This is a genomic window from Roseibium album, from assembly GCF_965233825.1.
Taxonomy (GTDB): domain Bacteria; phylum Pseudomonadota; class Alphaproteobacteria; order Rhizobiales; family Stappiaceae; genus Roseibium; species Roseibium album.
Genome location: NZ_OZ247583.1, coordinates 6,168,701 through 6,190,527 on the forward strand (window position 1 = coordinate 6,168,701; position 21,827 = coordinate 6,190,527).

Annotated in this window: 25 protein-coding genes and 1 pseudogene; 10 read left to right on the forward strand and 16 right to left on the reverse strand. The window is 54.9% G+C overall.

Annotation, left to right across the window (positions count from 1 at the left end):
* The first annotated feature begins 115 nt into the window (after window positions 1-115).
* From ACO6TI_RS28380 to pcp, 3 genes are all read left to right on the forward strand, one after another.
* Window positions 116-820 carry a ribonuclease T2 family protein gene (locus ACO6TI_RS28380; RefSeq protein WP_422383835.1) on the forward strand — a complete coding sequence of 235 codons (705 nt, stop codon included), beginning with the start codon at window positions 116-118 and terminating at the stop codon, window positions 818-820.
* Window positions 821-1,124: 304 nt separating this feature from the next.
* Window positions 1,125-2,225, forward strand: a complete 1,101-nt coding sequence (ychF, locus tag ACO6TI_RS28385; protein ID WP_055117863.1) for a redox-regulated ATPase YchF — start codon at window positions 1,125-1,127, stop codon at window positions 2,223-2,225.
* A gap of 70 nt (window positions 2,226-2,295) precedes the next feature.
* Window positions 2,296-2,964, forward strand: a complete 669-nt coding sequence (gene pcp, locus ACO6TI_RS28390) for a pyroglutamyl-peptidase I (RefSeq protein WP_422383836.1) — start codon at window positions 2,296-2,298, stop codon at window positions 2,962-2,964.
* A 47-nt stretch (window positions 2,965-3,011) separates the two neighbouring features.
* Here pcp and ACO6TI_RS28395 read toward each other — a convergent pair whose 3' ends face one another.
* Window positions 3,012-3,158, reverse strand: a complete 147-nt coding sequence (locus tag ACO6TI_RS28395) for a hypothetical protein (RefSeq protein ID WP_196916534.1) — start codon at window positions 3,156-3,158, stop codon at window positions 3,012-3,014.
* 77 nt (window positions 3,159-3,235) lie between these two features.
* Between ACO6TI_RS28395 and ACO6TI_RS28400 the strand changes: the two are divergent.
* Window positions 3,236-3,463: pseudogene (locus ACO6TI_RS28400) on the forward strand (fumarylacetoacetate hydrolase family protein); the annotation flags it as partial.
* A 58-nt stretch (window positions 3,464-3,521) separates the two neighbouring features.
* Here the strand turns inward: ACO6TI_RS28400 and ACO6TI_RS28405 are convergent.
* Both ACO6TI_RS28405 and ACO6TI_RS28410 read right to left on the reverse strand, forming a co-directional pair.
* On the reverse strand, window positions 3,522-3,686 hold the full coding sequence (locus tag ACO6TI_RS28405; protein WP_196916536.1) for a hypothetical protein: 165 nt from the start codon (window positions 3,684-3,686) through the stop codon (window positions 3,522-3,524).
* A 248-nt stretch (window positions 3,687-3,934) separates the two neighbouring features.
* On the reverse strand, window positions 3,935-4,102 hold the full coding sequence (locus ACO6TI_RS28410; RefSeq protein ID WP_158705549.1) for a hypothetical protein: 168 nt from the start codon (window positions 4,100-4,102) through the stop codon (window positions 3,935-3,937).
* 153 nt (window positions 4,103-4,255) lie between these two features.
* On the opposite strand from ACO6TI_RS28410, the gene ACO6TI_RS28415 reads away from it, so the two are divergent.
* Window positions 4,256-6,031: an SLC13 family permease gene (locus tag ACO6TI_RS28415; RefSeq protein WP_422383837.1), complete on the forward strand. Its 1,776-nt coding sequence runs from the start codon at window positions 4,256-4,258 to the stop codon at window positions 6,029-6,031.
* Window positions 6,032-6,334: 303 nt separating this feature from the next.
* Window positions 6,335-6,655, forward strand: coding sequence for a hypothetical protein (locus ACO6TI_RS28420; protein WP_422383838.1), 321 nt, complete (start codon window positions 6,335-6,337; stop codon window positions 6,653-6,655).
* A 132-nt stretch (window positions 6,656-6,787) separates the two neighbouring features.
* On the opposite strand, the gene ACO6TI_RS28425 is transcribed toward ACO6TI_RS28420, so the two are convergent.
* Window positions 6,788-7,687 (reverse strand): AraC family transcriptional regulator, encoded by a 900-nt coding sequence (locus tag ACO6TI_RS28425; protein ID WP_196916539.1) that lies wholly within the window; start codon window positions 7,685-7,687, stop codon window positions 6,788-6,790.
* A 145-nt stretch (window positions 7,688-7,832) separates the two neighbouring features.
* On the opposite strand from ACO6TI_RS28425, the gene ACO6TI_RS28430 reads away from it, so the two are divergent.
* The 3 genes from ACO6TI_RS28430 (at window position 7,833) to ACO6TI_RS28440 (ending at window position 9,815) form a co-directional block, all read left to right on the forward strand.
* Window positions 7,833-8,732 (forward strand): NAD-dependent epimerase/dehydratase family protein, encoded by a 900-nt coding sequence (locus tag ACO6TI_RS28430; protein ID WP_104703893.1) that lies wholly within the window; start codon window positions 7,833-7,835, stop codon window positions 8,730-8,732.
* 148 nt (window positions 8,733-8,880) lie between these two features.
* Window positions 8,881-9,339, forward strand: a complete 459-nt coding sequence (locus ACO6TI_RS28435) for a MaoC family dehydratase (RefSeq protein ID WP_196900025.1) — start codon at window positions 8,881-8,883, stop codon at window positions 9,337-9,339.
* Window positions 9,336-9,815, forward strand: a complete 480-nt coding sequence (locus tag ACO6TI_RS28440) for a MaoC family dehydratase (RefSeq protein ID WP_055117877.1) — start codon at window positions 9,336-9,338, stop codon at window positions 9,813-9,815. The genes ACO6TI_RS28435 and ACO6TI_RS28440 overlap by 4 nt, the downstream gene beginning before the upstream one ends.
* A 24-nt stretch (window positions 9,816-9,839) precedes the next feature.
* Here the strand turns inward: ACO6TI_RS28440 and ACO6TI_RS28445 are convergent, their stop codons facing one another.
* From ACO6TI_RS28445 to ACO6TI_RS28470, 6 genes are all read right to left on the reverse strand, one after another.
* Entirely contained in the window at window positions 9,840-10,319 is a 480-nt protein-coding gene (locus tag ACO6TI_RS28445) for a GNAT family N-acetyltransferase (RefSeq protein ID WP_029065131.1), read from the reverse strand.
* 10 nt (window positions 10,320-10,329) lie between these two features.
* Complete coding sequence (bluB, locus tag ACO6TI_RS28450; protein WP_104703895.1) at window positions 10,330-10,992, reverse strand: 5,6-dimethylbenzimidazole synthase; 663 nt, start codon at window positions 10,990-10,992, stop codon at window positions 10,330-10,332.
* Between the two features lie 6 nt (window positions 10,993-10,998).
* On the reverse strand, window positions 10,999-11,547 hold the full coding sequence (locus ACO6TI_RS28455) for an adenine phosphoribosyltransferase (RefSeq protein WP_029065133.1): 549 nt from the start codon (window positions 11,545-11,547) through the stop codon (window positions 10,999-11,001).
* A 123-nt stretch (window positions 11,548-11,670) separates the two neighbouring features.
* Window positions 11,671-12,552: an S-methyl-5'-thioadenosine phosphorylase gene (locus ACO6TI_RS28460; protein ID WP_422383839.1), complete on the reverse strand. Its 882-nt coding sequence runs from the start codon at window positions 12,550-12,552 to the stop codon at window positions 11,671-11,673.
* A gap of 308 nt (window positions 12,553-12,860) precedes the next feature.
* On the reverse strand, window positions 12,861-14,207 hold the full coding sequence (locus tag ACO6TI_RS28465; protein WP_422383840.1) for a hypothetical protein: 1,347 nt from the start codon (window positions 14,205-14,207) through the stop codon (window positions 12,861-12,863).
* Window positions 14,204-14,644: a hypothetical protein gene (locus tag ACO6TI_RS28470; RefSeq protein ID WP_422383841.1), complete on the reverse strand. Its 441-nt coding sequence runs from the start codon at window positions 14,642-14,644 to the stop codon at window positions 14,204-14,206. The genes ACO6TI_RS28465 and ACO6TI_RS28470 overlap by 4 nt, the downstream gene beginning before the upstream one ends.
* Before the next feature lie 184 nt (window positions 14,645-14,828).
* Here ACO6TI_RS28470 and ACO6TI_RS28475 point away from each other — a divergent pair, with 184 nt between their 5' ends.
* A complete protein-coding gene (locus ACO6TI_RS28475; protein ID WP_422383842.1) occupies window positions 14,829-15,140 on the forward strand; it encodes a hypothetical protein in 312 nt (103 codons plus the stop codon).
* 162 nt (window positions 15,141-15,302) lie between these two features.
* On the opposite strand, the gene ACO6TI_RS28480 is transcribed toward ACO6TI_RS28475, so the two are convergent.
* From ACO6TI_RS28480 to ACO6TI_RS28505, 6 genes are all read right to left on the reverse strand, one after another.
* Entirely contained in the window at window positions 15,303-16,142 is an 840-nt protein-coding gene (locus ACO6TI_RS28480; RefSeq protein ID WP_422383843.1) for a hypothetical protein, read from the reverse strand.
* 12 nt (window positions 16,143-16,154) lie between these two features.
* Entirely contained in the window at window positions 16,155-16,835 is a 681-nt protein-coding gene (locus tag ACO6TI_RS28485; RefSeq protein WP_422383844.1) for a hypothetical protein, read from the reverse strand.
* A 124-nt stretch (window positions 16,836-16,959) separates the two neighbouring features.
* On the reverse strand, window positions 16,960-17,799 hold the full coding sequence (locus ACO6TI_RS28490) for a cytochrome c1 (RefSeq protein WP_055117881.1): 840 nt from the start codon (window positions 17,797-17,799) through the stop codon (window positions 16,960-16,962).
* A 30-nt stretch (window positions 17,800-17,829) separates the two neighbouring features.
* Window positions 17,830-19,095, reverse strand: a complete 1,266-nt coding sequence (locus ACO6TI_RS28495) for a cytochrome b (protein WP_055117883.1) — start codon at window positions 19,093-19,095, stop codon at window positions 17,830-17,832.
* 25 nt (window positions 19,096-19,120) lie between these two features.
* A complete protein-coding gene (petA, locus tag ACO6TI_RS28500; RefSeq protein ID WP_055117885.1) occupies window positions 19,121-19,684 on the reverse strand; it encodes a ubiquinol-cytochrome c reductase iron-sulfur subunit in 564 nt (187 codons plus the stop codon).
* Between the two features lie 303 nt (window positions 19,685-19,987).
* A complete protein-coding gene (locus ACO6TI_RS28505; protein ID WP_108875578.1) occupies window positions 19,988-21,826 on the reverse strand; it encodes an ABC transporter ATP-binding protein in 1,839 nt (612 codons plus the stop codon).
* Window position 21,827: the final 1 nt, after the last annotated feature.

Consider the following 21,827-nt stretch of genomic DNA (forward strand, 5'->3'; position numbering starts at 1 on the left):
CCCGGCTTTTGCTTTCGTCAAACTGGACGGCTATTTCATCGCAGAGAAGGCATGTGAGGCCTACCAGAGCAAGAACAAGCAAACGAATCCGGGAAACATTGTTGTGCAGCCGGACATGGCCTATCAGATGCTCGGCATCAACAAGGAGGGTGGTGACTATTTCCAGGTACATGTCGACGATGCGCCTGTCACGGACTCGCGCTGGGTCAGCAGCTCGTGCGGGATTCACGTGGTTGAGGCCGACACGCTCACAAGTGGGGCTGAAGACGATGCCAATGGCGACGTCGTCATAGATCAGACCGGCGCTGAGTCCACAGACAACCTGCTGACCCTGAGCTGGCAGCCTGCCTTCTGCGAAACACGACCTGGAAAGAAGGAATGCCGGGATCTCAATGACGGGCACCTTCCGCACACGACGAGGCAGCTGTCGATCCACGGCCTGTGGCCACAGCCCAAGGGCAACGACTATTGCGGCGTACCAACTGCCATCAGGAACCTTGACAACCCGGATAACTGGCATCGCCTGCCCGCGCCGCAAATCGACACCGAGACAGCTGACGCGCTGGAGGCCGCCATGCCGGGATTTGCCAGCTTTCTGCATCATCATGAGTGGATTAAGCACGGCACCTGCTATTTCGGTGAAGGCGGGGCCGACGAGTATTACGATGACACTTTGTATCTGACCGCCCTGATCAATGACTCTGCAGTTGGCGACCTCTTCTTCAACAATGTTGGCAAAGAGATCACCGGTGCGGAAATCAGAGCGGCTTTCGATTCAAGTTTCGGCAGCGGAAGCGGCGAGCGGGTTCTCATCAAATGAAAATCGGATTCCGGCAGGACGTTGATCAATGAAATCTGGATAAGCCTCGGCGGAACGATTTCACCGGAGTCGGATTTGGGCGATCTGATGCGCGCCGCGGAGAGCACCGGCATGGGCTGCAAGCGAGGCCTCGTCGACCCTGCCGGATTACAATAGTTCGGTGAAGACAGCTGGAAGGGAGTGCCTTTGGCGTGAAGGAAACGCCAGCAGAACCCGCTGCGAACCCGGCAAGCCTTGACCTGCCGGGCGCGCTCGGGCATGTAGCGCGGCGACAGTTTCAGACACGAACCGAAAGCGATCTCCCATGGGATTCCAGTGCGGCATTGTCGGGCTGCCGAATGTCGGCAAGTCCACACTATTCAATGCGCTTACAAAAACCGCGGCGGCGCAGGCCGCCAACTATCCGTTCTGCACCATCGAACCGAACACCGGCGAAGTGGCCGTACCGGATGAGCGTCTTTATGCGATCCGGGATATTGCCCAATCGAAAGAGGTCATCCCGACGCGGATTACCTTCGTTGATATCGCAGGTCTTGTGCGCGGCGCCTCCAAGGGAGAAGGCCTCGGCAACCAGTTTCTGGCCAACATTCGCGAAGTCGATGCCATCGCGCATGTGCTGCGCTGCTTCGTCGATGACGACATCACCCATGTCGACGGAGCCATCGATCCGCTCGCGGATGCCGAAACGGTCGAAACCGAACTCATGGTCGCTGACATGGAGAGCCTGGAGCGCCGTATTGCTCCGTTGAGAAAGAAAGCCAGCGGTGGTGACAAGGAAGCAAAGGCTGTCCTGCCGATCATGGAAGCCGCGCTTGTTCTGCTTCAGGACGGTAAACCCGCCCGTATGCTGGAAACCGCGGACGCGGAAGAAGCAAAAATGCTGAAAGGTCTGAACCTTCTGACCTCAAAGCCTGTGCTTTACGTCTGCAACGTCGATGAAGCCTCTGCTGGAGAAGGCAACGAACTTTCGCAGAAGGTCGCCGAAAGAGCCAAGGAAGAAGGTGCGATAGCAGTCGTCATTTCTGCCGCGATCGAAGCGGAAATTTCCCAGCTCGACAAGGAAGAGCAGGACGAATTCCTGGAAACAATCGGCCTTGAAGAACCGGGGCTCGACCGCATGATCCGTGCTGGCTACGACCTTCTCGGCCTGATCACCTATTTCACGGCGGGGCCGAAGGAAACACGGGCCTGGACGATTACCGAGGGAACGAAGGCGCCAGGCGCTGCCGGCGTCATCCACACGGATTTTGAACGCGGCTTCATCAGGGCACAGACCATCGCCTATGACGATTACGTTTCCCTGGGGGGGGAAAACCCGGCGAAGGAGGCCGGCAAGGCCCGTGACGAAGGCAAGGAATACATCGTCAAGGATGGCGACGTGCTGCTCTTCAAGTTCAATACCTGATCGGCCCGGGCACCTTTCTCCTGCCCGTACTCTCGCTTAAGCTTCAGGGGCAACGCAGGAGAAGTGCCCGATGAAAACGATCCTCTTGACCGGTTTCGAAGCCTTCGGGACGACGCCGGTCAATCCGGCTGAAAAAGTCGCCCGGCACCTCGACGGAGAAACCGTTGAAGGTGCCCGGATCGTCTCAAGCGTCATTCCCAACACTTTTTTTGTGTGTATTGACGCGGTGAAGGCAGCCATGGCGCAATCCGGTGCCGATGCCGTCGTCATGATGGGAGAATTCGGAGGTAGGGCGACAATCACAGTCGAACGGTTTGCGTTGAATTTCAATGACGCCACACGCTATGGCCTGAAAGACAATGCCGGGGTCTCTCTCCAGGACAAACCAACCGCCCCCGAAGGCCCCCTTGCCTATCAGAGCACCCTCCCCCTCCGGGCCATGGTGAAGGCCATGCGCGATGGCGGTATCCCCGCCGGCATATCCGATGCCGCCGGGACTTTTTGTTGCAATCATCTCTTCTACGGTGTTTTGCACCACTTAGCGCAAACGAACAGAACGACACCCGCAGGATGGATCCATCTTCCGCATCTGCCGGAAGTAGCAGCAATGGACGCCAATCTCGGCACGCCGAGCATGTCGGTCGAAACGGCCGCCGCGGGTCTGCGTCTTGCGCTGTCGGCTCTGGTGAAACATCCGCAGGACATCGACGACGCGATCTCGGGCCGTCTTCAAATCTGAAGTCTGCCCGATCCCTCCAACATCGAAGCCGACACAACCCTTTCCGTTCATCGTTTGGCTGTGTCGTAGGAAACACGTCGCTCCAGATAGGCCGGGAATTCCGAGACCGAGAAGGCGCGTGCAAACAGCACGATCGAGATCAGCAGCTGACCGACAATCACGCGTTTCTCGGCACGAATGACACCAATACGCACGCCGCCAGGTATCTCGGGCAAAGCAGCCCAGAAATGGATCTTGTAGAAAGCCTGGATCGGAATGGCTTCGTATCAGCGGGCCGATCCAACGCAAGGTGAATGGCACAGTTCGGCAGGAAGGTGATCTGAACCAGATGATCTGGAAGATCCCGGAAATGATCTCCTGTCTGTCGGAATACTTCGAACTGGCGGCAGGCGACGTCATCTTGACCGGATCTCCGGCAGGTGTAGGACCAGTGGAACGTGGCGACACGATGAAAGCGACGGTCAACGGACTGCCGGCATTGTCCGTCAAGGTTGTCTGAAAACCATTCTGGAGATGTGACACGAAAAACCCCGCGGGTTTCCCGGCGGGGTTTTTCATCAGCTGCGGTCGAGGCCCATCGTCATCAGCGGGTTGTAACCCTTCTGGTCCGCCCACTTGCGGGCTTGTGCCGACGCGTGACACGGCACTGCCTGAGGCTTCCGTGCACCATATTCACGCATCATACGACCGATCTCATGGTAAGAATTGTTTATCCATTCCATTTCATTCACTCCCTTCGTTTTGCAATGCCGTGTGAGCTTGCTTCTGCAAGGGATATAGTGAGGGTGCATGTCCGGCGTCTGTACGAAAGATTACAAGTCGGACAAGTTCGCTTGGAACCCGGTATTTTTTAAGGAAAACAATCGGAAGATCCAGAAAATTGCGTGAGCTTGAAATGCAGGAAAGACTTCACTCTGGATCAGGTTGCAATTATCAAAAAAACCCCGCCTACAAACGGGCGGGGTTGTTTTTAGCTGCGATCGAGGCCCAGCATCGTCAACGGGTTCGGGCCTTTCCTGTCACGCCATTTGCCTTTGTTCTTGCCAAGTCCAAACAGAGATCCAAGACGGGTTTGCTGGTCTTGTGACGCACGGGCCATGATGTCGACAGTATCAAACTTTCTGCTTTTGTAACTCATTTCAATCACCCTCTTCTATGCAAGTGCATCATTGCCTTGCCGATGAAAGAGATTTGGTCATGGGAGATGTCTGATGCGTGGCCTTGTGATTAACCTTCGGTCATGTTTGGCTCTGCTGAGTCGGCACTCGTGTTTTTTCAGGAGAAGCTTTTCGTGACTTTTGACCAAATCGCTTTGTTTGTTCTTTTCGGAATTGTCTTCGCGTTGCTTGTTTGGGGCCGCATAAGGTTCGATCTCGTTGCCTTTGCCGCCCTGATCAGCGGTGCGCTTCTGGGGCTTGTCCCGTCAAACAATATTTTTTCAGGCTTCGGTCATGCCGCAGTCATTATCATTGCGCTCGTCCTGATCGTTTCCAAGGGCCTGATGAATTCCGGTGCCGTGGAACTGATCGCCAATCGGCTGCTGTCCGCCTCGCGCGCCCTTTCAGGCCACATCACCTTGATGTCCGTCGTCGGAGCAGGACTTTCAGGCATCATCAACAATGTCGCCGCTCTGGCACTGCTCATGCCGCTCGATCTTGAGGCGGCAAAAAAGGCGGGGCGTTCACCCGGCCTGTCGCTGATGCCACTCTCATTTGCAACGATCCTCGGTGGCATGATCACCCTGATCGGGACACCGCCGAATATCGTCATCGCCGAATATCGCTCCGATGCGCTCGGCACTCCCTTTTCCATGTTCGCGTTCGCGCCTGTCGGGCTCTCGGTAGCCGTTTGTGGCATTGCCTTCGTAGCCTTGTTCGGATGGCGCCTGCTGCCTCCCCATTTCCGCGATAAACCGAAGGATGAAGGATTTGCCGAAAGCCTTTATTCGGCCGAGTTGAAGGTCAGCAAGGTTTCAGAGGAAAACCCGGTGTCCGTTGGCGATCTTTACCCGGTTGCCGAGGAAAAGGACGTAGTGATTATTGGCCTCATCAGGAACGGCCGGCGGATCAAGGGTTTCGCGCGCCGGGAACCGATCAAGAGCGGTGACTTTCTCGTGGTTGAGGGCGATCCGAAAGCAATCGAAAGCTTCATGGGCGCTGCCAAACTCGATTTTGCCGGGTCCGAGCGACACAAGGGGGGACTTGGCGGCTCGGCGCTTTCCCTGGCTGAAGCCATCGCGCCTGACAGCGCCCGGATTACCGGCACATCGGCCTTTAATCTCAGGCTGCTCTACGGACATGGCGTCACGCTGCTCGGGATATCCCGGGAAGGCCGCCGCATTCAAAAAAGGGTTCGACACGAAACCATCCGTCCAGGCGACGTCCTGCTGTTGATCGGAACGCAGGAGCGCCTTGAAAACGCCTTTTCCTGGCTGGGTGTCCTGCCGCTTGAAGGTCGCCAGACCGGCATGATCCAGCGCAACAAGGCCTGGCTTGCCATCGCCGGCTTCATCCTCGCCATCGCGGCGGCCGTTGCTGGTTTCGCCTACCTGCCCGTTGCCCTCGCCGCCTGTGTCGTTCTTTATGCCGCAACCGGCCTTGTCAGCGGAACAGAGGTCTACAATGCCGTGGAATGGAAGGTGATTGTACTTTTAGGCTCGTTGATCCCGCTTGGTCAGGCATTCGAAAATGCCGGCAATGCGCAACTGATCGCCGACGGCATTGTTGCAGTGACGGCGGGAGCACCGGCCTGGGTTACGCTCGCCGTCCTCATGGTCGTGACCATGACCCTGTCCGATTTCCTGAACAATGTCGCGACTTGCCTCATTGCTGCACCGATTTCCGTACAGATCGCAGGCAGCCTGGGGGTCAATCCCGATCCTTTCCTGATGGCTGTTGCTGTTGCCGCTTCTTGTGCATTTCTCACGCCGATCGGCCACAAGAACAACACGATCATCATGGGCCCCGGCGGTTACCGGTTCGGCGACTACTGGCGCATTGGTCTGCCCCTGGAGATCCTCGTACTCGTCGTGGCCATCCCGGCAATACTGATTTTCTGGCCGCTTTAGCAATCAATATCAAAAGTTGCGGCTGAAATATTTGCAATTTTCGCGCAAATTAATACAATTATTCCGCGTACTTCGAACAAAACCAATTCAAGATAGATCAGCTGTACGCGATCCTTATTGATGGGGAACATTATGGCGCGATTGATCATTGGCTGCGGCAGAACCGAAGTCATTCACTACAATCCTCTCTTCGTCGACCCGGACTTGGACGTACCGCAAGGTGAGATTCTCGGTTGGGATGACACTGTATTTTATGCTCGAGGCCATGATCACGCTCCGCGCGGTCCACATGGGGATGTTCTCATGGACGTTGATCCGCTGATGCATCCGGACTTTGTCGGCAGCATCAATGATCCGGACAACGAGTTGCTCAACAAGGATAAATTGGCGAATTTTTTCACTGACGTTATCTTCGAGAACATCCCTGCGGACGTTTTTTCATCGAACACCAAATGCAAGGTTTCATTCAACCATGCTTTTCGGGTGTTGCAAGCTGGCGGGAGGCTTAGCTTACGGACCGGAGCGAGCAAAGATGAAGGTTCAGCGGTTCGGACAGCGATTGCCGAAGCCGGTTTTCGCAACGTCCAGATAAATGGAATGGGGACCCTCACCGCCTTGAAGTAAACTAGTCCTGTCACAATTTTTGCAGAAAATCGTCCGGGAGGCACGATAACAAAACTGCTGAGATCGTTTCACGAACAGGTCGTGCCGATTGCCCGAAGGCCGGGTCAATCGGCACCAATTGTCAGACTGAGCCTATTGGGAAGGCTTCAGCGGAAGGCAGATATCGGTCAAAAGATCGGCTGGTGCGGTTTCTCTGGGATTGTTGAGATAGACTTCCATGCAGGGCGCGTCGGCTGGTTCCCGGCCGGATTGGGTCAGCCATTCTCCGAAAAGCCACTCATAGGCCCACTTCATGTCGGCGTAAGGTCCCTTGTAGTGCAAGACGGCATAATCACCGCCGTAGGTTTCGACCCGTTCAAGAGGGGCCTCGACGGGAAACCCTTCTGAAACGGACACCCCGGCAGCCGATTGCAGCTCATCCTCCGGAACATGTGTTGGATCGGAAAAATAGAGACCTTTCATGGCACCGACCTGGCCCATGAGATTGCGGCTCGCAAGGACACCGATGGCTTTTTCGAACGCCTTACCGATCTCCATGTAGGCACCTTTGTGTGGAATGACGGCAAGCGTTTCGGTCGGCAGGGTTTTGATTTCAACTTGATGCATGAGAAGTGATCCTCTGGTTCGGGGAATGGGCGCACCGCCATGTGCGGGCTGAAGGCGGCCTTCAACACCTCCCTCGCGATAGGATGAAGGAGACAGGCCGTATACTTTCTTGAAACTGCGACTGAAGGCTTCCTGGCTGCCATAACCGGCGCGCATGGCAATTTCAGCAATCGGCAACCGGGAATAGGTAAGATCCGCAGACGCCCTGTGCAGGCGCAATCGCTTGACCGTTGCCACGATGGACTCGCCATAAGCCGATTGCCACACGCGATGCCAGTGCCAGGGTGACAGGGCAGCGACCTCGGCCAGCATGGCCAGATCCGGATCCTCGTCGAGATTTGCGTAAATGTACTCGATCACGCGGGTGAAGCGCCGCAGGTAGCCATCGTCTTTCGGCGATATCGACTGCTTTTCGTGATGTGTCATTTGGAACTGCCCTCGCTTGATTGGGAGGAACCTAGCACCGGCCAATCTGACAAATCTTGCGGACTTGTGGCTGGAGGGGTCTTTGTGCTCGAGTTTGCCTGCCTTATGGTCTGGCCTCAGAGGCGGAAAATCGGGGAACAGGCAGATGAGCAGATCAAAACGAATTCTCTTTACCGGTGGGTCCGGCAAGGCAGGTCGGCATGTCGTTCCCTACCTTCTGGATCGTGGACATAGGGTCGTGAATGTGGACCTGACCCCACTTGATCATCCCGGTGTCGACAATCTGACAGCCGATATCACGCAATCTGGCGAAATGTTCAATGTCATGACCAGCTACGCCAATTTTGACGAGCTGGAACCGGGGCAAGGCGTGCCCGCGTTCGACGCGGTCGTGCACTTCGCCGCCATTCCGCGCATCCTGATCCATCCGGACAACAAGACGTTCGAGGTCAATACCGTCGGCACCTACAATGTCATAGAGGCGGCGGTGAAACTCGGCATCCGCAAGATCGTGATCGCCTCTTCGGAAACGACCTACGGCGTCTGTTTCGCAGACGGTATCGCCGACCCGGATACCCTGCCGGTTGAAGAGGAATACGATGTCAATCCGATGGACAGCTACGGTCTGTCCAAGGTGGTCAACGAACAGACGGCGCGATCCTTCCAGCGGCGCTCCGGTGCCGACATCTACGCACTTCGGATCGGCAACGTCATCGAGCCGAATGAATACGACCGCTTCCCGGACTTCTTCGAAAATCCGGCGCAGCGGCGCAGAAACATCTTCTGCTATATCGATGCCAGGGATCTTGGTCAGATCGTCGATCTCTGCCTGGAAAAGGATGGGCTCGGCTACCAGGTCTTCAATGCCGGCAACGATACGAACTCGGTGGACATTCCCAACGCGCAAATCCTGCAGCGTTTCTTCCCGAACGTTCCGGTCAGCCGGGACCTTGCCGACCATGAGGCTCTGTTTTCAAACAGGAAGATACGCGAGGTTCTTGGCTTCCGGGAGGAGCACAACTGGCGCAACTACGTAAGGACATAGAAATAGACGATCGCAACACCCCGCCGCGTCGCAAATGATAAGTCTATCAGAACTGCCCTCGAACATGCTACGAGAGGCACAAGCACAAGTTTTAATCACTCCCGCCGTTTCCCCTACGGCCAATTTGCAGATCAAACAGCCCAGATACATGACCGATCGGACTTATTTTGAAGATTTGGCGCCGGATCAGGAATTCGACCTCGGTGCGATTGACGTGAGCAAGGATGACATCATTGAATTCGCCTCCGAATTCGACCCTCAATCCTTTCACATGAACGAAGAAGCCGGCAAGGCATCCATCCTCGGCGGCCTGGCCGCATCCGGTTGGCATACGGCAAGCCTGATCATGAGGTTGCTTGCCACCAATCTGTTCAACAAGAGCACCGGGCGCGGCTCCCCTGGGGTCAGCAGGTTGAAATGGAAACACCCGGTGTTTCCGGGAGACACGCTGTCTGCAACGGCGAAAATCCTAGAAATGAAAGATCTGCGCTCCAAACCGCAACTCGGTATGGTTTTCATCCGCGTCCGGGCGACCAATCAGAACGATATCGAGGTCATTGAGTGGGACAACCCGGTCCTGTTCGAAAGACGGGAGCCAGCTCGATGATTGCTTTTTTTGAAGACGTCGTTGTCGGCGAAATCCTGGAACTTGGCACCTACACCTTCAAGACCGACGAGATCATCCGGTTTGCGGAGAAATTCGACCCGCAACCCTTTCATCTGAGTGAGGACGGCGCAGCGAAAACCCACTTTGGCCGACTGTGCGCCTCCGGCTGGCACACCGCTTCCATCTTCATGAAACTGTTCGTGGCCAGATTGAAATCCATGCAGGACGACGCGCTTGCAGAAGACATAGCCGTCGCCAGAATCGGTCCCTCCCCCGGTTTTGAGGACCTGAAGTGGATCAAACCCGTCTTTGCCGGCGATACCTTGCGCTACACCCGCACGGTGACAGGCAAGACTGAGAGCCGCAGTCGCCCGGAATGGGGCCTCGTTCATTCCGACATGAGGGCATTCAACCAGGACGGCTTGCTGGCGTTTTCATTCAAGGCAACGGTGTTTGTCGAGCGGCGGCCGCGCTGATCCGGCTTGCCGGTCGAACTTGAGCTATAGCATCCGCGCAAACAGCACTTCGTCGCGTATCTCTATGCCATAGTCGCCGCGCAGGGGAATCTCCGGTTTTTTCTGCCGTTCCGCATCGATCACGCCCTGAGCCACACGCTCGATCCGAAATCCGCGTCGCTGGTAGAACCGGAAAGCGTCCAGATTGTCGTTGGACGTCCTGACAATGAGCCGGGGCATGTTTTTGGCGCGTGCTTCGGTCACGATGGCATCAAGCAACTGGCTGCCGACACCGCCCCAGCGATTGATCGAATCCAGTGTGAGGATCTCCCATTCATTCTCCCGCTTGATCAGCGTCACCAGCCCGACAAGGTCGTTGCCGTCGTAAGCCACAAAACCGGGCAGGCGTGACGCGTCGACGTTCTCACCATCAAGCAGCATCTCCGGACCGGCCCAACGCTCACGCAGGAGTTGGTGCACGTCATCATGATCTTTGTCTTCAGTTGCGCGAATGATCACAGGCATTTAAAGGCTCCTAACGTCGGAATAACCGCGTCTCAAGGGGACTGCGTGCTTGCCAGCGCGCGCGTTCCAGTTCGGGATCCATATGTTCTTCTTCAGGATAACCAACACACAGATAAGCCACGAGCCGCCAGCTGTCGTCAACCTGAAGGATGCTGGAAACCAATTCAGGGTCAAGGATCGAGACCCAGCCAACACCGATCCCGGCTGTCCTCGCAGCCAGCCAGAACGTATGGATCATGCTCACGGTCGAATAGGCAAGCGTTTCTTGCATCGTCGCACGTCCAAGTCCGTGGCCCTGCGATGGATTCTCATCGCTGAATATGGCCAGATGAACCGGCGCTTCCTTGAGACCCGCAAGTTTCAATTGCCGGTATTGCAGCGCCTTGTCCGGCTCGAACTGTTGCGCGGCGGCTTCGTTCTCCATGTCAAACGAAGCAATGACCTGGTCGCGACGTTCCCGGCTTTCAACGACAACGATGCGCCAGGGCTGACTGTTGCCCACCGAAGGCGCGAGATCTGCCATTTGCAGAAGGTATTCCAGTTCATGCGCCGACAGCGGGTCCTTCCTGAAACGACGCACGTCGCGGCGCCATCTCAACAGGTCCTCGAATTCACGGCGGAATTCTTCTGAAAAACATGGCCGCGCGGCCAATCCTTCGGTTTCAGCTGGCATTGGCCTTCAGTGCCCGGGAAATTCCACGAGGGTGCGAACCGGAACACTCAGCTCCTCCAGCTTCTTGCGTCCGCCGAGATCGGGCAGATCAACAATGAAGCAGGCCGCTACAATGTTCGCCCCCATGGACTTGAGCAACTTGCAGGCCGCTTCTGCCGTACCTCCGGTCGCAATCAGGTCATCCACCAGAATGACGCGGTCCCCCGGCTGGATGGCATCCTTGTGCATTTCCATTTCATCCAGACCATACTCAAGCGAATACGCGATCCGGACGGTTTCGTGGGGCAATTTGCCTTTCTTGCGGATCGGCACGAAGCCGGCGGAAAGCTGATGTGCGACGGCGCCGCCGAGGATAAACCCCCTTGCCTCGATTCCGGCGATCTGATCGACCTTGGAACCGGCCCACGGCTGCACAAGCGCATCGACAGCTCGGCGAAATGCCCGCGCATTGCCAAGAAGCGTCGTGATGTCGCGAAACAGAATTCCCTCTTTAGGGTAATCCGTGATCGTGCGGATCGAGCTGATCAGTTCATCCTGGATCGTCTGGTCGGTCATCGAGCTCTCTTTCTTCAGCTGATCGTTCCGGCACATGCCCCGACCGACGCTTATATCAATTTTGCGCACGTGATCGAAGCAAATTCGCCGGTATTAAACGAATGTTGCGGCGGTCTGCCTGCGTTACGATGGTCTGTTCAGAACACGGCCTGCGACGGCGTCCAGTTTTGCCACCAGTTCCGGGTCCCGTTTTTCCGGTGCGGTCATGAAGGCAAATTCCAGCGCCGTATCCGATCCGGCGGGACAGGACTGGTGTTCGCGCGGCAGGTCCCTGGCCACACGGGCAACGAGACGCTGCGCGTTTTCGGCATTGTCGTGAAGCACCCTGATGATCGCCTGGATATCGACCTCGCCGTGATCGGGATGCCAGCTGTCGTAGTCCGTTACCATCGCGACCGTGGCGTAACAGATCTCGGCCTCGCGGGCGAGCTTGGCTTCCGGCATGTTGGTCATGCCGATCACGTCACAGCCCCAGGACCGGTAGAGATGGCTTTCCGCGAGGGAGGAGAACTGTGGACCTTCCATGGCAAGGTAGGTTCCGCCCCTTGCATAGCCGAGGCTTTCCGCCTCCGCAGCAGCTGCAACGGCATCGACAAGCTTCGGGCTCACAGGAGTAGCCATCGACACGTGGGCAACACAGCCCGTACCGAAGAAACTCTTTTCGCGGGCAATGGTGCGGTCAATGAACTGATCCACCAGAACGAATGTGCCCGGAGCGTGTTCTTCCTTCAGGGATCCGCAGGCAGACACCGACAGGAGATCGGTGACACCACAACGTTTCATGACATCGATGTTGGCCCGGTAGTTGATCGTGCTGGGCGAATAGACGTGGCCTCGCCCGTGCCGGGGCAGGAAGACGATTTTTAGCCCGTCAATCTCGCCGATCCTGACCTGATCGGACGGTGTTCCCCATGGACTTTCGACGGTGATCCAATCGGAGTTTTCAAGACCCGGCAGATCGTAAATGCCGGAACCGCCGATAATACCAAGAACCGCATCAGCCATTGCCAAGTCTCCACAGATGATTCCAATCCGATCAGCTGATTATCAAGCAGGACGCATGTTGAACAGTCCTAAAGCAAAAAAGGCGGGCTTGAAGCCCAGCCCCTAACTTAAATGTGGGTGCAAGTAATATGGCATTCCTCTCGTTTCCAAAGCGAGAGGAATGCATAGTATAGGCTTACTATTCGCGGGTCATTGAAGCAAAATTGGCCATTTGCGATTTATGAAGCAAATTTGTCTCATAAAAAGCCCTGCTGTCGCGTCCGAAGGAAGGATTTAATCCCCCCAGAATGTCGGGTGGATTGGTGAGATTAGTGAGCCATTCGAGACGTGCGTTTCGCTTGTTTACTTTGCTTGGCCTCGTGAGCGCGGCGTTGTTTCCGGCTCATGGTCGGTTGGTTGGCTGCACCACGCATGGAGACAGGAATATTTGGCGGTTGATTATCTTCGCGGCCAGGCGCTTTCAATCCGCCGTTGACTTTAGCAAATGATGGCCCGGCTTCACCCCGGTACGGTGGTGGAACCTGCGGCGCAACCGCTTCCCATTCATCCGCCTCGTAAATATCCGCCAGCGTCACCTGACTGCGTTGCAGGACGAAGTCTTCAGGTTTCGGCAAGCGGTTGGTGAAGGTCCAGACAAACGGGGTCTTGGTAATCCCGTCGGAAAGCGCAATATAACCATCGTCAGTCAAGATACCGCCAGCACGCCGAATGATCTCTAAGACAGTGATATCCGCTCCTGTAGGATGCATGAAGCGAGTCCCGAGCCGAATTTGACCGCTCTCAACGACGCGTACATTGTCGGCTCCTGGAACATCCTCAGTGACGATGGTATGAACGAAGCGGTCTTCGATGGAGCCGACGGGAAAATTCGTCGCGGCTCGTTTCATTGAGCCGTCTTCCAAAATTAGCGCACTGTCGGATCTTAAGATGTCGATCATCGGTACATGCTGGCCCTCAAACTTGCCGTCACCGCAAAGCGTGACGTGGCCGGGCGTAGTCATCAGTCCGAAGACATCCAGAATGTGTTTGACCCGGTTTTCCTTGGTCTTCGAGACCCGCCCTGGGACCAGATTTCCGTCCTCGTCATAAGACGTTACCACGTCGCCCGGTTTGACAAACTCAATTGGTTTTTCAGTGCCATCCCACATAGAAATGGGAGTGCCAGCGAGGAAACACTTTGTGAAATCGTATTCATTCGAAAATGCATAATCTTGCATTTGCGTGAGGAGGCCCTTCGACTTCAAATATTCAATGTACTCTTCGAAGCTTAACGTCGTCGTTCCGGGAGTCTTATCAAAAAGCTTTTGCGCCTTAATGTCATTGGTGACAATCTTGACGTCACCGTGATAGTATCCACTTTCCCTCATCTTATTGATAAAGGCTTCGATACTTTTTTCGCCCGCGCCTCTGACGCCGCCAGGAAGTCCTCGCGGTATTTCTTGCGTAACCCAAATATTCACATTTGATGATTGAGTGATATTTGCAATCGCCTGAGCATTAGCAGGCCCTGACTTCATAAGCAGCTCACCCAAAACTGTAGTTGTAAAATTAATACTTTGGTTCGGGTTGTTTACCGTTTCAAGCAAAGCAGAGGTGCTGTTGTTCTTGATGGTGTTAATTACAACATTCGAGTCAATAAAAACTACATCACTCATGTTTCACCTCTTGTAAATACAAAATAACGCCAAACAATTCGAGCCATCGGCAAAAGCAGATAATTCGGTTCAATTCTCAGATCCTTAATTCTCGTGTTTTCAATTATGAAGATTAGTAACTTGCTCTCGATTTGGTTTTTTCTCTCAATATACTCATCCTCTGAATAGTCAGACTTCGAGCTTTCAAGGACCTTAAGTTCTTCTGAAACAGAATGATTTACTACATTAAAGCGAGGGTTTTCGAGAAGTCCATGTGCAAAATTCTTGATATCTAATACTGTTACGCCCTCATCAATAGAAACATGTAACTTCACCAATCCTGAACCATTTTCTTCGATAGCCGCCATTCTTGGGAATAAAACCAAGTCATTATTCAGTGAATCAATCCTTGAATAATCATCTCCCTCAATAATACTTGCTGATATATCATTTAACATTATGGATCGCCGAATTTAATTGCATCGCTGATGAGATTATTGGAAAATGCGGCCATCATCAAGACTGGTTTTGCAGAAAATCGCGCATAGGTTGCGCGGTATTTGCGGTAGGCATCCTCACGTTCTTGGAATATCTTAAATAAATACTATGTAAAAATTAGAAAAATACTTAAGGATTTTCCAAGTGGCTATTGAAGTTGATTGGATTCGTGGCAATTGCCCAGTACAAGCTGTGGGAAAAATTGATGGTGAACCATTTTACTTTCGAGCTCGGGACGATGAGTGGTCTTTGTCGATTGGCAGCGAAGTGAAAGATACCGGAAAATTGAGTATTCACGGTAAAGATGTCGTTGGCAATCCAAAGTGGGAATATGTGGAGCCGTTTGGTACGTCTCAATTTGATGCAGGATGGATGGAAGAAGAAACAGCGCTCCTTATGATAAAGAAAGGGGCGGAGCTTTGGCGATGTAGCTTGGAAAGCAAAAAACCGACATAAACTTTTAGGGGGAGACTCTCTTCTCTATGTCCATGCTTTTGACTCGGTGCGATCGGTGTATTGAATGAAAAGAGCACCACGTGCTCAAAAAACAGAAACGGCTTCGTCAAACTAACCGACGATCGGCCCATCGAGTCCGAAACGTCGCCAGCCTGAACCTGATCATTCGAAATAAATCACATCTTCGAAACGAACAGGTCCCTTTGCCAGTCCGATCCTGACCGCGGGCGTCATCCCGTCTTTCCCTTTGGCGATTTTCAAAGCGGAACGCGTACCGTCATGGGTAAGTAGCCGGACCCGTTTTCCGGGCTCGGATTTCTTGATGAAGGGGTAAGGAGCATCATGCGTTCTAAGATACTCGCCTCGGTCCAGTCCTATTCTCGCGGACAAAACGCTGTTGGCAGCAAACCACGTCTTCCAGGCATCGACTGGATGCAGATCGGGATACGCTGAATCAGCCTCCCGTTTGAGCTTTGCGGCTTCGGCCACAGCAGCGTTTTTCTCGTCAATCGTCGCAGACTTGTTGCAGGTCAGAACAGCAACATCCAGCATTCCACCAAGGAACCGCTCCGTCCAAGAGGCCAGACAGGCGTTGGAGAGGCCGGGATCTCCGTCGAGGGAAAAAAGCGTGTGCTTCGAGCCGCGGCCGACCAGATATTCCAGATACATGAAATGACCGAACATCAGGTAGTCGATGTGCACCATTGCGCTTTGACGCGGTAGCTGGCGGTCGGACGTCATATGTTCCGGGCCGTCTTGATCAATCCGCGCCGGATGGAAAGTACCCGTATCGAGACGGAGGCAAGTGGCATTATCCTCATAGCTCCACAGCCTAGCATAACGCCGAAAGGCCGGGCGTAGCTCCAGGTCTCCACATTCAACAATGGCTTCCTGAATTTCATTCGTATCGAAACGCGGGTCGATCTGAGGGTGGCAAGCGAGAACATATCCGCTGTTCAGGCAGCTAGAGGCAATGGCGCGGAACTGGATCGTCTTTCGCATGGCCTTGTTCGGTCAATTGACCATGTAGTCCTGCATGTCCGTTGCGATCCGGAGTTTTCTGAACTCCATCTCCGGCAAGCGGCCCTCGCGCGACGCGAGGAACTTTCGGCATTGCTCATAGAGGAAGTCTACCTTGTCGTAGACCGTCTTCGGGGCCAACCCAGTAATCTCCGAGATCTTGGACAGACAAACCTTGCCGACAAGCATCTGGAACACAGTTTTGTTTTCGTGAGAGGTCTGTTGTCGTCTGTGCGGACGGCCAACGGAGAAGGTTTTTGTGCATCTCTTGCATTTCAGGCGCTGCTCGCCTTTTAAGGTCATGCCATGGCGGGAATATTCGTCAGGATGGGTATCCAATTGCCTGAAGAAGTTTTCGCAAGAGTGGTTCTGGCAATGGTGGCCCGATGGTGTCGCCAAATAATCGAGAGAACGTTCGAATTCCTCCCAGCAAGCGAGATTACTTTTGACCTTGGAACTGACACCGCAGGCATCGCAGAAAAGCGAAGCCCCGCCATCGCTTCCCGAGACCCTGTAAGTCGAAGCTTTGTTGTCCCGCCGTTTCCCCCGTCGATCTTCAATCTCGGCAGGGCGGCCAAAATTCACACATAGCGGGTTTTTACAGAAATTGACGTTTACACCGCCATGGGGCGGGGGAAGTCGCAGTTTTTTATTTGTTTCAGATTTTTGAAGCATGTCCGAACCCCGAAAGTCCTGCGGGACTAAGGGGTTCGGGTTAATTTTCTACTATGCGCCCACATTTAAGTTAGGGGCTGGGGCTTGAAGCCCGCCTTCCCTATTCACCCAATTGGTGAGGAGATCAATGATCGACGTTGCGCCAGAGCTGTTTCTTCGTGAAGTAGAGCAATCCGGCAAAGACGATAAGGAAGACCATCACGCGGAATCCGATCTTCTTGCGGTCTTCCAGATGCGGTTCCGCAGCCCACATCATGAAGGCGGAAACGTCTTTGGCATACTGATCCACCGTCATCGGCGAACCATCGGTATATTCAACCAGCTCATCGGAAAGCGGCGGTGCCATGGAAATGAACTGACCAGCCAGGAACGAGTGGTTGTAATACTGTCCAACCGGAACTTCGATTCCTTCGGGATCTTCTTCATACCCGGTCAGCAACGAATAAATGTAGTCCGGGCCACTTTCCTGATACTGCGTGAAGATATCGAAGACGAACCACGGAAATCCGCGCTGAGCTGCACGCGCTTTTGCAAGCAGTGAGAAGTCGGGCGGATAAGCTCCACCATTGGCAGCGCGCGCGGCGTTCACGTTCGGGAACGGCGACGGGAAGCGGTCGGCAAGGATCGCCGGGCGATCGAACATTTCGCCATCATCATCCGGACCGTCGACGACGGTGTATTCGGAAGCAATCTGCTTGGCGGCGTCCTCGCTGAAGCTCGGACCGCCATTTTCGGCAAGATTGCGGAATGCAACCTGTTTCAGGCCGTGACAGGCCTGACAAACTTCCTGATAGACTTTGAAACCGCGCTGCAGCTGTCCTCGGTCATAAAAACCGAAAGGTCCGGAAAATGACCACTGTTGCGGATGGATTTCGACGTTTGCGCCTGCGGCGACTGCCGGCGTCGCGATGGCGAGAGCCGCCACCGCTGCCAGGGAACGAACCATTTTGATCATGGTGCTCATTGTCTCAATTAACTCCTGATCCGGTTCGCGTTACTTCGTCTCCGGCGCGGCAGCCGCACCGGAAGGTTTGCCAGATCCACCCTTAAGGACCGATTCTGAAATCGAGGCCGGCAGGGGTAGCGGTTTCTCAAGGAACCCGAGCATCGGCAGGATGATCAGGAAATGAGCGAAATAGTACACGGTGAAAATTCTGGAGAAGATCACGTACCAGCCTTCGGCCGGCATCGCACCCAGATATCCCAGAGCCACGCAGACGCCGGCAAATATCCAGAAGAACTGCTTGAACATCGGACGATAGGCGCCTGAGCGTACCTTCGACGTATCCAGCCAGGGCAGGATGAACAGCACTGCGATTGAACCGAACATGGCAATCACACCACCGAGCTTGTCGGGAACCGCACGCAGGATCGCGTAGAACGGCAGGAAGTACCATTCCGGAACGATATGCGCTGGTGTCACCAGCGGGTCGGCCTCGATGTAGTTGTCGGGGTGCCCCATGTAATTCGGCAGGTAGAAGGCGAAATACGCGAACAGGATCATGAACACGACAATCGCGAACAGGTCCTTCATCGTGTAGTAAGGGTGGAACGGCAGCGTGTCCTGTTTCGTCTTCGGCTGCACCCCTGTCGGATTGTTGTTGCCTGTCGTGTGGAAAGCCCAAACGTGCAGGATAACGACACCGAAGATCATGAACGGAAGCAGATAGTGAAGCGAGAAGAAGCGGTTCAGGGTCGGGTTGTCGACGGCAAAGCCACCCCACAGCCAGGTTACGATGCTCTCGCCCACCAGCGGGATCGCGGAGAACAGGTTCGTGATAACCGTCGCACCCCAGAATGACATCTGGCCCCAGGGCAGAACGTAGCCCATGAACGCGGTACCCATCATGATCAGGAAGATGATCACGCCCAGGATCCACGAAATTTCACGCGGCGCCTTGTAGGAACCGTAGTAGAGCCCGCGGAAGATATGGATATAGACGGCGATGAAGAACATCGAGGCGCCATTGGAGTGAAGGTATCTCAGCATCCAGCCGAAATTCACGTCACGCATGATGTGCTCGACGCTGTTGAACGCTGCGTCGGTGCTGGGCGTATAGTGCATTACCAGAACGATCCCGGTAATGATCTGGGCGATCAGCACGAAGAAAAGGATACCACCGAAAGTCCACCAGTAATTGAGGTTTTTCGGGGTCGGGAAATCCACGAAGGATCCGCGCACGAGCGAAATCACGGGCAGGCGGCTTTCCAGCCACTTGGCCGCAGCGCTCTGCGGGACGTAGTTTGAATGTCCAGCCATGGCTGTCTCCTAAAAATCTGTGCCGTTAGCCGATCTTGATCGTCGAGTCGCTGACGAACTCGAGCGGCGGAATCAGCAAATTCTCGGGAGCCGGGCCTTTGCGAATACGGCCGGCAGTGTCGTAGTGAGAGCCGTGGCAGGGGCAGAACCAGCCACCGAAGTCACCGGCATCACCGATCGGCACGCAGCCGAGGTGTGTGCAGATACCGACCTGCACGAGCCAGTTTTCCTTGTCCTTCACACCGCGGTTCGGGTCGGTCGCCTCAGCGTCCGCCGGAAGGTTCGCATTTCGGGCAAGCCTGTCCGGAAGATCCCCGATCGGGACATCCTTCGCTTCAGTCACTTCCGTTTCTGTACGGTTGCGAATGAAGACCGGCTTGCCTCGCCATTTTACTGTGATTGACTGCCCTTCTTCGACGGCAGACACATCAACCTCGATCGATGCCAGTGCCAAGGCGGAGGCATCCGGGTTCATCTGATCGATGAACGGCCATGCCAACGCGCCGGCGCCCACAACGCCCATTGCACCGGTCGCGATATAGAGAAAGTCACGGCGGTTCGGTTCTTCCGCATCCGTGTTGTGTGCCAAGGTCGCGTCCCCTTCAAAATTCTACCTGTACCGATAGCCCGCATCACGTCCAGACCATCCTTTGCCAGTGAGGATGGACGGAACCATGCCGGGCTCAACGGTGGCCGGTGCGGCAGTTACCCGCATCGGCCAAGCGGCTTGTCTTTTTGCACCCTTCGAAACGCTTGTCCAGATCAACAAACGTGTCAAAACGCATATGTCGCAGGCAAAACAAACCCCGTGCCGCTTTTCTGCCCTTTTTTAGGGAACAAGCGCAAGACCGGAATTCAAATCAACCCCGATCTTGCCGTTTCGTTCTGTGAATTAAGCGGCCTGAACAGGCGCGAGGAAACCACCGGACTGATGCTGCCAGAGTTGCGCGTACAATCCGTTCTTTTCAAGAAGCTCCTGATGGGACCCCTCTTCGATGATTCGGCCCTGATCCATCACGATGAGCCTGTCCATCGCCGCGATGGTTGACAGACGGTGGGCAATGGCAATCACGGTCTTGCCCTTCATCAGGTCGAACAGGCTTTCCTGAATGGCGAGTTCCACTTCGGAATCAAGCGCTGACGTCGCTTCGTCCAGCAACAGGATCGGAGCATCCTTCAACAGGACCCGGGCAATGGCAATCCGCTGGCGCTGTCCGCCGGAGAGCTTCACACCCCGCTCACCGACATGAGCTTCTAGTCCGGTGCGTCCGCTCGGATCCGACAAATCCCGGACGAACTCGAGCGCATGGGCCTTTTCCAGTGCCGATTCCACTTCCTCCCGTTCGACATTCGGCTTGCCATAGGCAACGTTCTCGAAAATCGAGCGATGCAGCAGTGAAGTGTCCTGGGTGACGACACCGACATTTGCCCGGATATCATCCTGGCGAACATTCGCGATATCCTGTCCGTCGATCAGGATCCGGCCGCGTTCGAGGTCGTAAAACCTCAACAGGAGATTGACGAGGGTCGACTTGCCGGCTCCCGATCTTCCGATCAGGCCGATCTTCTCGCCCGGTGCCATCGTCAGCGACAGCTCCTCGATTACGCCGGTTTCCTTGCCGTAGTGAAAGCCGATCCCCTCAAACCGGATTTCGCCACTCGGCACGGAAAGCGGCTGTGCACCCGGAGCATCCACGACATCCCGCTCGCGGGAAATGGTGTTGATGCCGTCCTGAACGGTTCCGATATTCTCAAATAGTCCCGAGACTTCCCAGAGGATCCATTGCGACATGCCCTGAAAACGCAGCACGAGAGCAACAGCAACCGCAATTTCACCGGTTCCGACCCGTCCGGCCTGCCAGAGGCCGATGGACAGCCCGGCAACTGCAAAGAGCAGAACCATGTTGAGCGTCGTCAGGGTGATATTCATCCCGGTGACCAGTCGCATCTGCAGGAACACTGTCTTCAGAAACGACATCATTGACGTCTTGGCATACTCTTCCTCGCGTTCTGCGTGAGAAAACAGCTTCACCGTTGAGATGTTTGTGTAGGCGTCAACCACATGCCCGGTCATGAGTGAGCGCGCATCCGCCTGTTCCCTGGAAACGTTTTTCAGACGCGGAACGAAGACCCGCATCGTGACCAGGTAGCAACCGAACCACACCACGAATGGTATTACGAAGTAGATGCTGGCCTCCGCGACAACGAACAAGGCCGCAAAGAAGTAGACCGTGACATAAACAAGAATGTCGGCAATCCTCGTGACCACTTCACGAACCGCCAGAGCGGTCTGCATCAGTTTGTTGGCAATCCGGCCGGCAAAATCGTTCTGATAGAACGAGATGCTCTGGCGCAGCAGATAGCGGTGAACACGCCAACGCACAGACATGGGATACGTACCCATCAGTCCCTGGTGAAACATGGTTTCCCAGATCGCCGTGATGCCCGGCAGGACGACCAGCACCACCAGCGCCATCCACAGGAGTTGACCCCAATTGTCCTGAAAGAAAGTCTCCGCACTTTCTGTGCTGAGCCAGTTTACCAGCTCGCCCAGGAACGTGAAAATCATGACTTCCAGGATCGCTATGATCGCCCCCAGCACGGAAACGACAAGCAGGATGGGCCAGACGGGTTTGGTGTAATACCAACAGAAGGCCCAGAAACCTTTCGGCGGGACGTCAAGCTCGGTTCTCTCAAAGGGATCAACGAGCTTTTCGAAACGGTCGAACATG